Origin of the sequence: Pseudomonas sp. W2I6 (assembly GCF_030815935.1) — a bacterium.
Taxonomy (GTDB): domain Bacteria; phylum Pseudomonadota; class Gammaproteobacteria; order Pseudomonadales; family Pseudomonadaceae; genus Aquipseudomonas.
In genome coordinates, this window is record NZ_JAUSXJ010000001.1 from 6,601,413 (window position 1) to 6,616,931 (window position 15,519).

General features: G+C 61.9%; 14 protein-coding genes. 2 read left to right on the forward strand and 12 right to left on the reverse strand.

Going from position 1 to position 15,519, the window contains the following annotated elements:
* Positions 1 to 26 precede the first annotated feature (26 nt).
* Positions 27 to 2,210 (forward strand): glycoside hydrolase, encoded by a 2,184-nt coding sequence (locus tag QF039_RS30520; protein WP_307522245.1) that lies wholly within the window; start codon positions 27 to 29, stop codon positions 2,208 to 2,210.
* A gap of 94 nt (positions 2,211 to 2,304) precedes the next feature.
* On the opposite strand, the gene QF039_RS30525 is transcribed toward QF039_RS30520, so the two are convergent.
* The 12 genes from QF039_RS30525 to QF039_RS30580 all read right to left on the reverse strand — a co-directional run bounded on the left by QF039_RS30525 (position 2,305) and on the right by QF039_RS30580 (position 14,230).
* Positions 2,305 to 2,931 carry a bifunctional 2-polyprenyl-6-hydroxyphenol methylase/3-demethylubiquinol 3-O-methyltransferase UbiG gene (locus QF039_RS30525; protein WP_008435824.1) on the reverse strand — a complete coding sequence of 209 codons (627 nt, stop codon included), beginning with the start codon at positions 2,929 to 2,931 and terminating at the stop codon, positions 2,305 to 2,307.
* Between the two features lie 39 nt (positions 2,932 to 2,970).
* Entirely contained in the window at positions 2,971 to 3,615 is a 645-nt protein-coding gene (locus tag QF039_RS30530) for a methionine ABC transporter permease (protein WP_003211840.1), read from the reverse strand.
* On the reverse strand, positions 3,605 to 4,723 hold the full coding sequence (locus tag QF039_RS30535) for a methionine ABC transporter ATP-binding protein (RefSeq protein WP_003211842.1): 1,119 nt from the start codon (positions 4,721 to 4,723) through the stop codon (positions 3,605 to 3,607). Before QF039_RS30535 ends, QF039_RS30530 begins: the two co-directional genes overlap by 11 nt.
* Positions 4,720 to 5,535, reverse strand: a complete 816-nt coding sequence (locus QF039_RS30540) for a MetQ/NlpA family ABC transporter substrate-binding protein (RefSeq protein ID WP_307522250.1) — start codon at positions 5,533 to 5,535, stop codon at positions 4,720 to 4,722. The genes QF039_RS30535 and QF039_RS30540 overlap by 4 nt, the downstream gene beginning before the upstream one ends.
* A 143-nt stretch (positions 5,536 to 5,678) precedes the next feature.
* Positions 5,679 to 7,031, reverse strand: coding sequence for an LLM class flavin-dependent oxidoreductase (locus tag QF039_RS30545; RefSeq protein ID WP_102367884.1), 1,353 nt, complete (start codon positions 7,029 to 7,031; stop codon positions 5,679 to 5,681).
* The gene (locus QF039_RS30550) at positions 7,031 to 8,224 is read right to left on the reverse strand and encodes an SfnB family sulfur acquisition oxidoreductase (RefSeq protein WP_307522253.1); all 1,194 of its coding nucleotides are present in this window, start codon (positions 8,222 to 8,224) and stop codon (positions 7,031 to 7,033) included. The genes QF039_RS30545 and QF039_RS30550 overlap by 1 nt, the downstream gene beginning before the upstream one ends.
* A 23-nt stretch (positions 8,225 to 8,247) precedes the next feature.
* Positions 8,248 to 9,489, reverse strand: coding sequence for an SfnB family sulfur acquisition oxidoreductase (locus QF039_RS30555; RefSeq protein WP_008435817.1), 1,242 nt, complete (start codon positions 9,487 to 9,489; stop codon positions 8,248 to 8,250).
* 184 nt (positions 9,490 to 9,673) lie between these two features.
* The gene (locus QF039_RS30560; protein ID WP_177021886.1) at positions 9,674 to 10,459 is read right to left on the reverse strand and encodes a hypothetical protein; all 786 of its coding nucleotides are present in this window, start codon (positions 10,457 to 10,459) and stop codon (positions 9,674 to 9,676) included.
* Positions 10,460 to 10,796: 337 nt separating this feature from the next.
* The gene (gene tcyN / locus QF039_RS30565; RefSeq protein ID WP_087692733.1) at positions 10,797 to 11,543 is read right to left on the reverse strand and encodes an L-cystine ABC transporter ATP-binding protein TcyN; all 747 of its coding nucleotides are present in this window, start codon (positions 11,541 to 11,543) and stop codon (positions 10,797 to 10,799) included.
* Positions 11,544 to 11,546: 3 nt separating this feature from the next.
* Positions 11,547 to 12,212, reverse strand: coding sequence for a cystine ABC transporter permease (gene tcyL / locus QF039_RS30570; protein ID WP_003211857.1), 666 nt, complete (start codon positions 12,210 to 12,212; stop codon positions 11,547 to 11,549).
* Positions 12,212 to 13,006 (reverse strand): cystine ABC transporter substrate-binding protein, encoded by a 795-nt coding sequence (tcyJ, locus tag QF039_RS30575; RefSeq protein WP_003211859.1) that lies wholly within the window; start codon positions 13,004 to 13,006, stop codon positions 12,212 to 12,214. Before tcyJ ends, tcyL begins: the two co-directional genes overlap by 1 nt.
* Positions 13,007 to 13,237: 231 nt before the next feature.
* Positions 13,238 to 14,230, reverse strand: a complete 993-nt coding sequence (locus QF039_RS30580) for a D-cysteine desulfhydrase (RefSeq protein ID WP_003211860.1) — start codon at positions 14,228 to 14,230, stop codon at positions 13,238 to 13,240.
* A 166-nt stretch (positions 14,231 to 14,396) separates the two neighbouring features.
* On the opposite strand from QF039_RS30580, the gene epsC reads away from it, so the two are divergent.
* Positions 14,397 to 15,323, forward strand: a complete 927-nt coding sequence (gene epsC, locus QF039_RS30585) for a serine O-acetyltransferase EpsC (RefSeq protein ID WP_003211862.1) — start codon at positions 14,397 to 14,399, stop codon at positions 15,321 to 15,323.
* The last annotated feature ends 196 nt before the right edge of the window (positions 15,324 to 15,519 follow it).

Consider the following 15,519-nt stretch of genomic DNA (forward strand, 5'->3'; position numbering starts at 1 on the left):
CTGATCCTTTTGCCAAGGCCTGCCCCATGCGTTGTTTCCTGCTGGTTTGTAGCTTGTTACTGTCGCCCGTGGCCCTTGCCGGCACGGTGCTGGAGAACGCCCTGTGGCGGGTTGAGATCGACCCGGCGACCCTTGCGATCCACGTTTCCCCCAGCGACAAGACCGCCGTGCAGGCTTCAAGCGGAGGCCCTGCGCACAGGGTCAACCAGCTCTCCCAAAGCACCCGTCAGGCCAGTTGGCAATGGGACGATGGCGCCTATCGCCTGAGCGCCACCCTCGAGCAACGGGATCTTGCCCTGACGATTGCCGCCCGTGATGCCGGTGAGTTGGCGATCCTGCGCCAACCCGCCAGCGCCATGGGCAAGGGCCTGATCTGGCCCCTGGCCGAAGGGCATTACGTGCCGGCGGGCAATGGTGTGTGGCAGGACTTCCTGCTGGAACAGGGCGACGTCAACACCACCCAGGACCTCAGCTTGCCGCTGTGGGGCGTGGATCACGGCGCGTTTACCCTCAACTGGCTGATGACCAATCCTTACAACAACCGTCTGCACTGGCAGGCCGACGGCAAAGGACTGGCGTTGTCCGCCTTCCATGAATTCACCACGCTGGACCCCGCGGCACCGATGACCGTTCTGTTGCACCTGGGCGAAAGCGACCCGCTGGCCGGCGCCAAGCGTTATCACCAGTGGCTGGTGGAGCAGGGGCTGTTTGAACCGTTGGCGGACAAGTTGCGGCAAACCCCGGAAGCGGAAAAGCTGCTGGGCGCCAGCCATATCTACCTGTGGGGCAATGATCTGCTGGCTCCGGGGGATGTGCGCGACTGGCCGCAACTGCTCAAGCTGCTACGCAGCGGCAAAGGCTTGGCGGCTGAATTGAATGGCTTGCTGGACAAAGAGGCTGCGCAGGTTCGGCAGGTCAAGCAACCGTATGAGCAGGCTGTCCTGCTGCGCGGCCTGAACGCGGCGATCAACACAAAGGCCCGGCAGGGCTGGCAGCCCTCCACCGAGCCGAATATGACCCAACTCGCTGACGGTTATGGTGCGCTGCGTCGTGAGTTGGCCGTGGCTTTTGCGGGTGCCTTGAGCGCCACGCCTGAGACTTGGGGCAACACCTTGTCCGTCACCAACGCGCTGAAAGGCGCCGGTCTCAAGCGCCTGCTGGTGACCCAGGGCGAAGGCTGGGAAGGCGGGCTCTGGCATCCTGAGGCGGTGAAGACCGGGGTCGACGCCGGTTACCTGATGGCGCCCTACGACTCTTATGAAACGGCACTGTCTGCCACCGAAAATCCCGACTGGACCACCGCGCACCTGGGCAGCAAGGCCTATGGCGAGTGCGCGATCGTGTTGAAGGGCGGCCAGCTCAAGACAGGCTTCCAGAAGTCCGGCCACTACACCGACCCGCGCTGCGTGCGGCCGTTGCTGGAGGCGCGGATCAAGGCGGTGCAGGCCAAGTCCGGGTTCAACGCCTGGTTCCTCGACGCCTATGCCACCAGTATGTTGTTCGACAGCTATCGCACGGGTGCGAGCATGACCCAGGCACAAAATGCCGAAGGCAATATCGATGCGGCCCGTTGGATCAATACGGCGCTGAAGTTGCCGGCAGGTTCCGAGGACGGCAACGCGATCACCGCCCGAGGCATCCTGTTTGCCCACGGCATGCAAACGCCGGTGCTGGGCTGGGGTGATCGTGAGATGACCAAGGACAGGCAGTCGCCGTATTACGTCGGGGCTTGGTACCCGCCGGAACAGCCGGCGGTGTTCTTCAAGTCGGTGCCGTTGAAAGAGCCGTTTCGCACGGTCTACTTTGACCCGACGATGCGCCTGCCGCTGTATCAGGCGGTGTTCCATGGCTCGGTGATCACCACCCACCATTGGCTGTTCGACAGCCTGAAACTGAGCAACGTGCGGGCCGAAAACGAGCTGACGCAACTGCTCTACAACGTGCCGCCGCTGTATCACCTGAGTGCGGCGACGGTGAAGCAGCGCTTGTCGGTGATTCAGCGCCAGGACGCATTCTTCCGGCCGCTGCATGAACGGTTGGCGACTCAGGCCATGACCGATTTTCGCTGGCTGACGGAAGATAAACAGGTGCAGCAGACTACGTTTGCCGATGGGACGCGGTTGGTGGCGAATTTTGCTGAGGGGCGTATTACGGCTTTTGTGCCTGGCGCCCAGGCTGTGGTGTATCAGGTGGATGAGTGGCGGCTGTGAGTCCTTCGCGAGCAAGCCCGCTCCCACAGGGGAATGCATTCCAAAATGTGGGAGCGGGCTTGCTCGCGAAGGCGTAAGCCCAAACAACAAAGACCTACAGCTTGCGCCACACACTCGCCAGCCACGGCTGTTGTTCCCGAGGCAATCCCGCTGGCCGGTAGTAATGCTCCAGCTCCATAAACCCCGCAGCCGTCAGCAATTCCTGCCACGCCTGCAAGTCGTGATACGAGCCATACCGCGGCCCATTCCAGCCCTCCTGGTTTTCACCCCGAGGGTTTGAGCTGAACAACACTCCACCGACCTTCAACGCCCCATGCAACTGCCCAAGAATGCGCGGCAGTTCCTGCTTGGGAATATGAAACAGCACCGCATTGGCGAAGATCCCGTCGAAACGGCCGGCCGGCAAATCCAGCTTCAGGAAGTCCTGTTGCAGCACTTCACAGCCGCTGTCTTCCCGGGCCATCTGTGCAAAGCGCTCCGAACCATCGAGCCCCACCGCGATGTGGCCCATGCGGGTAAACGTCTGCAAATCCCGCCCCGGCCCGCAGCCGAAGTCCAGCACGGTAAACGGTGCGTCGCCCTGGATATGCCGCAGCAACGCATCAATGTTCTGGCTCACATCGTGATCGCGGGTGCCTTCACGAAAATCCTCGGCCACTTTGTTGTAGTGGCCAAGGGTGGTGGAGGTGATCTGGTCGAGGTCGTCGGGGGCAAGTTTCATGGCAGGTTATACCGGGCGCTGAGATGGCCCGACTATACCTCACCTCTTGTTCAGAACCCTGGCCAACCGATCGCCGCCCAACTGAATCACGGCTACCAGGATCACCAGCAGCACAATCACGGTGAGCATGATCTGCGTGTCAAAACGCTGATAGCCATAGCGATAGGCAATATCCCCCAGCCCACCGGCGCCAATTGCCCCGGCCATGGCCGAGGAGTTGATCATCGTCACCAGGGTAATCGTGAACCCGCCGACAATCCCCGGCAGCGCCTCCGGCAGCAGCACATGCCAGACGATATGCCAGCGCCGGCAACCCATGGCCTGCGCCGCCTCGATCAAGCCGTGGTCGACTTCGCGCAAGCTGACTTCGGCGATCCGCGCAAAGAACGGCGTGGCCGCGATGGTCAACGGCACCACCGCCGCCCACACGCCATAGGTGGTGCCGACGATCAACCGGGTGAACGGAATCAGCGCCACCATCAAAATCAAAAACGGGATCGAGCGGAACAGGTTAACGAACGCCCCCAGCACCCGATTCAAGGCAGGCGCCTGATAGATGCCGCCCTTGTCGCTGGTCACCAGGAACACCGCCAGCGGAATCCCCACCAGCAATGCAATCAACGACGACACTCCGACCATCAACAGTGTGTCGATGGCGCCCTGCAATAAACGATCAAACCACATAGCCTAGCACCTCCACCTGTTGTGCCCAGCGCCCGGCGCGGCTGCGCAGTTCTTCGGCGGTCAGGGACGAGCCGCTCACCGCCAGCAGCAATTGCCCCAAGGCGTGGCCCTGGATGCGTTCCACACCGCCTTGCAGCAAGCGCACGCGCCCGCCGAGGGCGCTGAATAACGCAGCAAGATCGGGTTCGTCTTCGGCACTGCCAGTCAGTTGCAAGCGCAGCACCACGGCGGCGTCCTTTGAGGTCGGATTGGCCTGCAGGCGGCTTTGCAACTCTTCAGGCAGGCCATGTTGCAGCGGCGCCAGCAGGGTTTTACTGACCTCATGCTGCGGGTTGCCGAACACTTCCCACACCGGACCTTGCTCGACCACATGGCCGTGTTCCAGCACCACCACGCGGTCGCAGATTTCGCGAATCACGGCCATTTCGTGGGTGATCAGCACGATGGTCAGGCCCAGGCGTTTGTTGATCTCCCGCAGCAGGCCGAGGATGGATTGCGTGGTCTCAGGGTCGAGCGCCGAAGTGGCTTCGTCGCACAACAGAATCTGTGGGTCATGCACCAGTGAGCGGGCGATGCCCACCCGCTGTTTCTGCCCGCCGGACAGCTGGGCCGGGTAAGCCTTGTGCTTATCCTGCAAACCGACCAATTCCAGCAGTTCACGCACCTTCTTCTCGCGCTGCTCCTTGGGCACGCCTGCGACTTTCAACGGCAGTTCGACGTTCTGCCACACGGTCTTGGCCGACATCAGGTTGAAGTGCTGGAAGATCATGCCGATGCGTCGGCGCAGGGCGACCAGGCGGTCTTCGTCGAAGTCGCCGATGTCCACCTGGTCAATCAATACCCGGCCGCTGCTCGGTTGTTCCAGGCGGTTGATGGTGCGGATCAGCGACGACTTGCCGGCGCCGCTGCGGCCGATGATGCCGAAGACTTCGCCGCGCTGGATCGCCAGGTCGATGCCTTGCAGGGCGGGCACGGATTGGCCGTCATAGGTCTTGCCCAGGTTGATAAAGCGCACGTGCGCGCGGTTCAGGTCCGGGTGCAGTTCTGTCTGCTCGGCGTCCCTGGGCGGCAAGCCCAGGTCGCGCAGTTGAGAGTGGGCGGCGGTCATTTTTTATCTTCCCAGCCGACTTGGTAGAGCTTGCCAAGGGATTTATCCAACGCGGCGCGCACCACCGGCGAGTGCTGGTAGATGTCGACGAACTTGATCACCCGCGGGTCGGTTTTGCTCTTGGGCTGGACCACGAACTGGATCACGTATTCCGGGTGGTCGAGGCCGTCGAACAGCAGCGCCGACTCGGCATCGAAGGTCTTGGACAGGCGGATATACGCCGGGTAGCCCTGCACCAGGTCGGCGTCGTCATAAGCGCGCACCAGTTGCACGGCTTCGACTTGCAGGATCTTGATCTTCTTCGGGTTGGTGACGATGTCTTCTTCAGTGGCCTTGTAGCCCACGCCCGGCTTGAGCGTGATCAAGCCGGCCTTGGCCAGCAGTTGCAGGCCGCGACCACTGTTGATCGGGTCGTTGGCAATCGCCACGCTGGCGCCCTGGGGCAGGTCGTTGATGCTCTTGTACTTCTTCGAATACAGGCCGACGTTGTTGATGATGCCCGGCGCGTACGGCACCAGGTCAAAGCCGGCGGCGGCCTTGGCGTTTTCCAAAAACGGGATGTGCTGGAAGTAGTTCACGTCGATATCGCCGGCTGCCAGGCTGACGTTGGGTGCGATCCAGTCGGTGAATTCCACCAGTTCGACTTTCAAACCCTGTTTGCCGGCCTCTTCGACGGCGGCTTCCAGGGAAATGGCGAAGGCGGCGGTGGTGCCGACTTTCAAGGGAGCGTCAGCGGCGAATACCGCCGAGCTGAACAATCCGAGGGCGAGCGCCAGTGCTTTGACTGGGTGGCTGAGCAATGTTTTTTTCATAGTGGATTTCCAGTCATAAGGTGTGAGTGCAAACAACTCGGTCAACTGTGGGAGCGGGCTTGCTCGCGAAAGCGGTGTGTCAGTGAATGCATCCGGCGACTGATACAGCGCTTTCGCGAGCAAGCCCGCTCCCACATTTTGGTTCAGTGGCGGTAGGTGGAGCCGGTGTGTTGTTCAGGTAAGTGCGCCGAGTGGTGGAAGACTTTCTCCCGCAACGTCCCGGTGTCATACGCGGTTTTGTACGAGCCCCGGCGCTGCAGCTCCGGCACCACCAGTTCGATAAAGTCGACGTAGCTTTCCGGGGTGACGATGCGCGTCAGGTTGAAGCCATCCAGGCCGGTTTCGCTGATCCATGATTCAAGTTCATCCGCCACCTGTGCCGGCGAACCCACCAGGGTGATGTAGCGCCCGCCCAGGGCGTGCTGCTCAAGCAACTTGCGCCGGGTCCAGTCATTGTTCTGCAGGTTCTTGGTCGCGGACTGGATGGCGTTGCTCTTCACGTACTGGATCGGTTCGTCGATTTCGTACTGTGAAAAATCAATCGCCGTAGAGGCCGAGAAATGCGCCACGCCGGCTTCCGCACTGGCGTAGCTCAGGTACTCGGCGTGCTTGGCCCACGCAGCTTCTTCGGTGGCGCCGACAATCACGTTCAGGCCCATGAACACCTTGATATCGTCCGGGTTGCGCCCGGCTTCCACGGCGCTGGCGCGCACCTTGTCCACCTGGATCTTGGTCGAGGCCTTGTTCTGCCCGCTGATGAACACGCACTCGGCGTGGCGCCCGGCAAACAGCAGCCCACGGTCGGAGCTGCCCGCCTGGAACAGCACCGGCGTGCGTTGCGGCGACGGCTCGCACAGGTGATAACCCTCCACCTGATAGAACTCGCCCTTGTGCTCGACCTTGTGCACCTTCTCCGGCTGGGCATACACCCGCGCCTGCGGATCGTTGATCACCGCGTCGTTTTCCCAGCTGCCTTCCCAGAGTTTGTAGAGCACCTGCAGGTATTCGTCGGCCTGGTCGTAGCGCCGGTCGTGCTCGACCTGCTCGGTCAGGCCCATGGCCTTGGCGGCGCTGTCGAGGTAGCCGGTGACGATGTTCCAGCCCACCCGGCCACGGCTCAGGTGGTCGAGGGTCGACATGCGCCGGGCGAACAGATACGGCGGTTCGTAGGTGAGGTTGGCGGTCAGGCCGAAGCCAAGGTTTTTGGTCACCGCCGCCATGGCCGAGACCAGCAGCAACGGGTCGTTGACCGGCAGCTGGATCGCCTCCTTGAGCGGCACGTCCACCGAGTTCTGGTAGACGTCATACACGCCGACGATGTCGGCGATGAACAGCCCGTCGAACAGTCCGCGTTCCAGCAATTGCGCCAGTTCGGTCCAGTACTCGATGGTTTTGTACTGGGTCGAGTTGTCCCGTGGATGGGTCCACAGGCCGTGGTTGATGTGCCCGATGCAGTTCATGTTGAAGGCATTGAGCAGGATCTTTTTCTTCGCCATCAGATAGTCCCCCGCAGTGGCGGGTTTTCATCGTTGAGGTAGTAATTGCCCACAGCAAAGTACTTCCAGCGCACCGGGTCGTGCAGGGTGTGCACCCGGGCGTTGCGCCAGTGGCGGTCCAGGCCGTGTTCGGCGAGGGTCGCCTGGCTGCCGGCGAGTTCGAACAGGGTGCTGCCGGCCGCCAGGGAAATCTCGGTGCTGAGGGCGCGCACTTCGGCGACCGCGATGGATGCGGCCGCGACGGTGTCGGCATTGCTGTCGGCCTGGGCGCGGTCGAGGAATTCGCCTGAGCGTTCCAGCAGGGCTTCGGTGGCGTGCAGGCGGATGCTCAAGTGGCCGAAGCTTTTCAGGGTCAGCGGATCTTCGTTGGCCTTGTCGCTGGTGGCATCGATCCACGGCCGGGTCTTGGTGCGCACGAAGTGCAGGGCATCCTCATAGGCAGCACGGGCAATGCCGGTGTCGATGGCGGCGTGAAGGATCTGCGCCAGCGGGCCGACAGTGGTCGGGCGTTCGAAGGCACTCTGGAACGGGATCACGTCCTGGGCCGCGACCCACACGTTATCGAACACCACCGAACCGCTGCCGGTGGTGCGCTGGCCGAAGCCGCTCCAGTCGTCGATCACGCTCAGGCCCTCGCTGTCACGGGTGACAAAGGCCAGTTGCTGCACACCGTTTTCGTCCACCACGGACGTGGGAATACGTTGGGCGTAGATCGCGCCGGTCGAGTAGAACTTGCGGCCGGTGATACGGAAACCGTCACCGTCGCGGGTGATCTTGGTGATGCGGTCGTGGGCGGTCTTGGTGCCCAGTTCTGCCAGGGCATTGCCGAAGCGCTGGCCGGCGAGCACTTCGGCGTACAGGCGTTTTTGCTGCGCCGGGCTGCCGTTCACCCGCAGCACTTCGAGGGCATAAAAATGGTTCTGCGGGATCTGCCCCAGGGACGCATCCGCCTGGGCAATCAGTGCCGTGACCTTGGCCAGGGTAACGTTGGAAACGCCGGCACCACCGAACTCCTTGGGTACGCTGATGCCCCACAGGCCGGAGCGGGAAAACACGTCCAGCTCAGGCAAGGGCAGGCGGCGTTCACGGTCACGCAAGGCGCTGTCGCGGCGGAAGTCTTCGGCCAGGTCGCTGGCGACAATGAGGGCTTGTTCATCGCTGGTAATAACCGCGACGTGATGAGAAAGGGTCATAGGTTTCTCCAGAGGTCTGGTCGTTAAATCCAGGAATGCCGGGCAGGCAAAGTGCCGTTCAGGTGATAGGCGCCCACCGCGTGGTACTTCCAGCGCACCGGGTCGTGCAGGGTGTGCACCCGGGCGTTGCGCCAGTGGCGGTCGAGGTTGAATTCGGCGAGGGTCGCGCGGCTGCCGGCCAGCTCGAACAGCTTTTCGCTGGCGAGCAGGGAAATCTCGGTGGTCAGCACCTTGGCTTCGGCTACGGCAATCGAGGCGCGTGCGGCGGACTGCGCGGTGATCGGCGCGGCGCTGACTTGGTCCAGTACCTGGCCGGCCTTGCGCAGCAGGGCTTCAGCGGCGTGCAGTTCGATCTTCAGCTTGCCGATATCGGCGATCACATACAGGTCATCGCTGGCCCGTTCGACCTTGGCATCGATCCATGGCCGCGAGCGTTCGCGTACAAAGCTGATGGTGTCGTCGATCGCGCCACGGGCGATGCCGGCATCGATGGCCGCCTGGATCAATTGCGAGACTGCTCCCTGGATGCCCGGTGTTTCGCCGAGTCGCCAGGTTTCCACCACCAGTTCGGCGTCCACCGCCACTTGATCCAGCAGCACTGTGCCGCTGGCGGTGGTGCGTTGGCCAAAGCCGGACCAGTCATCGACGATGCGCAGGCCTTCGGTGCCACGGCGCACGAACGCCATGACGACTTTGCCGTCATCGTTCAAGGCCTTGACCGCCACCCAATGGGCGAACAGCGCGCCAGTGGAGTAGAACTTCTGGCCACTGACGACGTAGCCGTCACCTTCGGCGGTGATGCGTGACTTGAGGTCCAGGGTGTTTTTGGTACCGCGTTCCGGGCCGCCGTTGCCGATGCGCCAGCCGTCCAGCACGCTCTGGAACAGCTGCTTTTTCTGGCGCTCGCTGGCCGCACCTTGCAGCACGTGCAGGATGCCGAAATGGTTCTGCGGGATTTGCCCCAGCGCCGGGTCGGCCGCGCTGATGATCGCGAACACCTCGGCCAGGGTCACGAAGGACACCTGCGGGCCGCCGTACTCACGGGGAATGGAAATACTGCCCAGGCCGCTGCGGGTGAAGTGTTCGATTTCAGCCCAGGGCAGTTTGCGTTGCTGATCGCGCCTGGCCGCTTGCAGGCGCGCGGCCTGTGCCAGCTCGTGGGCGGCGCTCAGGGCCTCGGCGTCGTTGCGCAGCACTTTGGCGGGCAACAACAGCGGGGCAACGTCCAGATCACTCTGGGGGGGTGTTTGTGCCAAGTTAGACATCAGCGCCGCTCCTTGGCTGCACGCAATGCCCTGGCGTTACGCACCGGGGTAATTTTGACCATACCTACCTCACATCCGTTGAAAAGATAAAAAAATCAGGAATGTCCGGTGGTCCGGTGCATATACCCTAAGCGTGTTAAATTTTTTAATAAACTAACTTTTAGGAATATGCATAGAAGGTCTGTCACCCCGGTTCACAGGGCGAGCCGGGGCGACGGGGTTGGTAGGCCAGCGGGGCCCTGGCGGGGCTGGTCGGGGCCTGAGGAGCGAGCGCGGCGATGCGCAGGATGCGGGCTGGCGCCCAGCTTGAATTGTTGCCGACCCGGTCGAGAATGCAGTAGGTCACTTCGAGGCGATGGTCATCACCAGCCTCGACAATGATGGCCGACGGCACCCACACCTGCACCGCCTTGCCCACATCGTCGGCCTGGATGCTCGGCAGGTCCAGGCGCACGTCACCCCAGCGCAGGGTGATCTCGTCATCGGTCGCCATGTTCAGGTACGGCTCGATGGTCAGGGGCACGCCACGGCGGATCTGGCTGCTGTTGACGCCATGGCGACGGATGGTCTCGGGCAGGCTGACGGCGGCCAGGTTCTGGTTTTCATCAAGGCTCAGTGCCGAGGGCATGCCGCCGGGGTAGTCGGTCTTGACCTGCACCCGGGTGATGGCCGAACGCGCCGGGCCGTGGCCAACCTGCATGACCCGGTAATGAATCCGTGCCGGGCCATTTTGCACAAAGCTCTCCGGCACTCGCAGGCTGGTGGGCATGCCGATCTTGCCGGCGGTGATGCGCCGGGAGGCGGCAAAGCAGTTGTTCCAGAACAACTCGATCAGGTCGCCCTCGTCCATGCCGCAGTAAGGCGCGATGTCGACCTGCAGGTTTGTCGCAGCGAGGGCATTGATGCCTTCTCGATGGGCCTGGGGCAAGGTCGGGGCAGTGAGCAGCGCCTGGGTGGAAATACGCTTCATAAATAATCTCCTTGGTGCAGCCAGCAGCAATCGTTCCGGACATCAGGCGCGGGCAGGCGACGTAGTCCGAAAGAAACGATTTAATAAAAAACCAGAATGGATCCAATCCTCTGGGTGTTAGATAAGAGGCTTGGTTAGTTGGCGTCAAGAGGCTGGGCGGGGCAAACAGGGGGTTATGGAATATTCAGAAGGGTCTTACTGGGAGGGCGCTGCAAGTGCGTGCTTCAGGGTGACTTTTACCCAATGAATAAAGGGTGTTTCCCCAAAAACACTAAAGAGGCGAGTTGCCTTTCGGCAACTCTATAAAGCGAAGCTTCTTACAATGAATCGGCGCAAGTTAGTTGTTGATGAACTTGCTGAGAAACTGCCGGGTACGTTCTTCTTTCGGGTTGGCAAACAGCGCCTTGGCTTCGCCTTGTTCAATAATGACGCCCTTGTCGAAGAAGATCACCCGGTTGGCCACATCCCGGGCGAAACTCATTTCGTGGGTCACGATGACCATGGTGCGGTTTTCTTCCGCGAGGCTGCGAATGGTCGCCAGTACTTCGCCTACCAGCTCCGGGTCCAGGGCCGAAGTCGGCTCATCGAACAGGATCACCTCGGGCTCCATCGCCAGGGCCCGGGCAATGGCCACCCGTTGCTGCTGCCCACCGGAGAGGCGGCGTGGGTAGGCGTCTTCCTTGCCTGCCAGGCCAACCCTGGCCAATAGCTTGCGGCCCAGGGCATCTGCGGCGGCCCGGGGCATCTTCTTGACCACGATCGGGCCTTCGATGACGTTCTCCAGGGCCGTGCGGTGCGGGAACAGGTTGAAGTTCTGGAACACAAAACCCACGTGCTGGCGCAGGCGCCGCACCAGGCTTTGCTGTTGGTTGAGCGGGCGGCTGCTGTCGATCTCGATGTCACCGACCTTGATTCGGCCACTGGTGGGTTCTTCGAGGAAATTCAGGCAGCGCAGCAAGGTGGTCTTGCCGGAACCGCTGGGGCCGATGATGGCGACGACTTCGCCTTCCTTGACCTCAAGGTCGATCCCGTTAAGCACCACCTGACCCTTGAATTGTTTGGTCAGTTTTTCAACCACGATCATGCTTCAAGACTCCAGGTCATGCCGGTTGACTCGTGCTTCCAGGCGGTTTTGCACGTGCGCCAGGACGCTGGCAAGAATCCAGTAGATCAAGGCGGCGGACAGATACATGGTGAAAATTTCGAAGGTACGGGCCGAGACCAATTGCGCCTGGCGGAACAGCTCCGGCACCTGGATGGTGGCGGCCAGGGCGGTGTCCTTGACCAGGGAAATAAAGCTGTTGCCCAGCGGCGGCAAGGCCGTGCGCATGGCCTGCGGCAGGATGGCCCGGCGCAGGGTCTGCGCACGGGTCATGCCGATACTGGCCGCAGCTTCCCACTGGCCGCGCTCGATGGAACCGATGGCGGCACGCAGGATTTCACAGGCATAAGCAGCCATGTTCAGCGAGAAGCCGATCATGGCCGCCGGGATCGGATCCAGCTCGATGCCCACTTGCGGCAAGCCGTAGTAGATCAGGAACAGCTGTACCAGCAAGGGCGTGCCGCGAAAGAACGACACGTAGACGCGGGCGGTCCAGCTCAACAGCTTGAAGCGCGACAGGCGCATCAAGGCCAGGCCGAAGCCCAGCAGCAAGCCGAAAAACATCCCGCCGAGGCTAAGGATGACCGTGAAGTACGCGCCCTTGAGCAGAAAGGGCGCGGAGTCCAGCGCGAGTTGGAAACCTGCTTCCATTATTGGGTAACGTCAGCGTTGAAGTACTTCTCGGACAGCTTCTTCAAGGTACCGTCGGCGCGCAGTTCGTCCAGAGCCTTGTTCACCGCGGCCAGCAGTTCAGGCTCGCCTTTGCGCAGGGCAATACCGGCTTCCTGACGGGAGAACGCAGCACCTGCGGCGGCGGTGTCCTTGGCTTTCTTGGCGTATTCCAGCGCGGCGAGGCGGTCGATCAGGATGGCGTCGACACGGCCGATGCGCAGGTCCTGGAACTTGGTTGGGTCATCGTTGTAGGTTTTGACGATGGCTTTCGGTTGGTTTTCCTTGAGCCATTGTTCGTAGTTGGTGCCCAGGCCCACACCGATTTTCTTGCCGGCCAGGTCGTCGGCGGTCTTGATGGTGTCGACGTTCTTCGCCAGGGTCAGCGCCTGGATCCCGGAGACGGTGTAAGGCTTGGAGAAGTCATACTTTTCCTTGCGCGCATCGGAGATGGTCACCTGGTTGACGACCGCGTCCAGGCGCTTGGATTCCAGGGCGGCGAGGATGCCATCCCACGGCGTGGCTTGCAGCTTGACCTTGACGCCCAGCTTCTTGGCCAGCGCTTCAGACAACTCGACCTCGAAACCGCTGAGCTTGCCGCTTTCGTCGACGAAGCTGAACGGCGGGTAGGTGCCTTCCAGGCCAATCTTGATTTCGCCGGCTTTCTTGATGTTGTCCAACTGCTCGCCGGCAACTGCCTGACCGAGCCACCCGGCGCCAAGCGCCAGCCCCAATGTGCCAACCAGTAACGTGCGACGGAATACGGAAATAGTCATGAAGAGCCCCTGTGTTTTTTATGTTGAGCGATGCAGGTGACGCGGTAGTCGTATCCTGCCTTAAAAGCGCGGTGTGTGGGAGCCGGGCTTGCCCGCGATTGCATCAACTCGGTGTTTTGGATCTGCCCAGTCATGCGTATCGCCATCAAGCTCGCCTACGGCGCGACTATAAAGCCGGTTTTTAAGACTTGAAAATAATATAAAATCAGATTGATATTTCTTTATGGAATATCAAAAGCTCGAATCATAAGCAAACAACGCCGGTGCGCCACCCGTGTGCAGGAAGATGATCGGCCCCTCTTCAAAGCGCTGGCGTCCAATGCCATCCAGCAACCCGGCCATGGCCTTGCCCGTGTAGACCGGGTCCAGCAGCAGGCCTTCCTGGCTGGCTACCAGCTTGATCGCCGCCAGCGTGCCGGCACTCGGCTCGCCATAACGGGGGGCGAAGTACTCGTCCCACAGGATCACCTTGAACGCGTCCGGCAGCGGCACGCCGAGCAGTTCGGCGGTACGTTCGGCCAGGCCCTGCACCTTGGGGCGCTGGGCTTCGTCGGTACGGGACACCGTGATGCCAATCACTTGCAGGTCGGGCAGCACTTCGGCCAGCGCCAGGGCCAGGCCGCTGTGGGTGCCGGCGCTGCCGGAGGCCAGGACCACGGTGGAGAACGGGATGCCGCTGTCTTCAATCTGCCCGGCCAGCTCCAGCCCGGCGCGCACGTAACCCAGGGCGCCGAGGGCGTTGGAGCCGCCGATGGGCACCAGGTACGGCTTCTTGCCGTTGCTGCGCAGGCGGTCGGCGAGGGCGTTGAGCTGGTCGTCGACGTTGTCCAGGTTCTCCACCAACTCGACCTTGGCGTCGAACAGCTCCAGCAACAGGCGGTTGCCGTTGGCCAGGTAGTTGGGGTCTTCGGTGCCCGTCGGGTTTTCCAGCAGGGCAACGCAGCCCAGGCCCAGCTTGGCGGCCAGCGCAGCGGTCTGGCGTACATGGTTGGACTGGATCGCGCCGGCGGTCACCAGGGTATCGGCACCCTGGGCCAGCGCATCGGCGGCAAGGTATTCGAGTTTGCGCAGCTTGTTGCCGCCCATCGCCAGCGGCGTGGTGTCGTCGCGTTTGACGTAGACGTCACGCCCCAGCCAGGCCGACAGCCGCTCGAGTTTTTCCAGGGCGGTGGCGCCGCCCAGCAGTTCCAGACGGTTAAAGCGGTCGAGCTGTTGTTTGATCATGGCTACGCACGGGTGGTCAGAGATGCTGGGACTATAGGCAGGCACTTTTGCGTCGGCAACCGCCAATCGCTTATGTCGACGGGTTATTAGCATTGCACTATTGGTTCTTAAGGACGCTCAGGTTCCTTGCCGTAAAGTGATGGGCATTTCGTCAGGAGTGAAGACCGTGAGTGAGCGTTCCAGTCATTGGCAATTACAGACCATCGTCAGCCAGCTGCGCAGCGCCCGGGACCAGTGGCGCACCCGCAACGGCCGGGTCAGCGGCGAGCAGGGCGGGCGCGAGCTGCCTTCACGGGAAGCCGTGGCGCAGATTCTCGAGGCGTTGTGTGGTGCGCTGTTCCCCATGCGTCTGGGGCCGGTGGACCTGCGTGAAGAAAGTGAAGACTTCTACGTCGGCCACACGCTGGATGTGGCGCTGAATGCATTGCTCGCCCAGGCGCGCCTGGAGCTGCGGTATGCCGCGCGGCAAGGTGGCCAGGATGACAGTGAAGTCGACGCCCATGCCATCCACCTGATCCAGGATTTCGCCCTGGCGTTGCCAGGCTTGCGCAGCCTGTTGGACACCGACGTGCTCGCCGCCTACCACGGCGACCCGGCGGCGCGCAGCGTGGATGAAGTGCTGTTGTGCTACCCGGGGATTTTGGCGGTGATTCACCATCGCCTGGCGCACCACTTGTATCGGGCAGGCTTGCCGTTGCTGGCGCGCATCAGCGCGGAAATCGCGCATTCGGCGACCGGGATTGATATTCACCCGGGCGCGCAGATCGGCCCGAGCTTCTTTATCGACCACGGGACGGGTGTGGTGATTGGCGAGACGGCGATCATCGGCGAGCGGGTACGGATCTACCAGGCCGTGACATTGGGCGCCAAGCGTTTCCCGGCGGATGAGGATGGGCAATTGCAGAAAGGCCATCCGCGGCATCCGATTGTCGAGGATGACGTGGTGATCTACGCCGGGGCGACGATCCTGGGGCGGATTACCATCGGCAAGGGCTCGACCATTGGCGGCAATGTGTGGCTGACGCGCAGTGTGCCGGCGGGGGCGAACCTGACCCAGGCGAATCTGCAGCATGATGATGGGACGCAGAAATAGAGCAGCGCCCTCTCTAACGACCACACAGATCCAATGTGGGAGCGGGCTTGCTCGCGAATGCGGTGTATCAGTCGCCAGAAGTGTTGGCTGACACGCCGCATTCGCGAGCAAGCCCGCTCCCACATTTTGTCTGCATTCCAAATTTGAGCCGCACTACTCAAATTCGAGCCGTATTTCCCTCAGCAATCGCTGAACG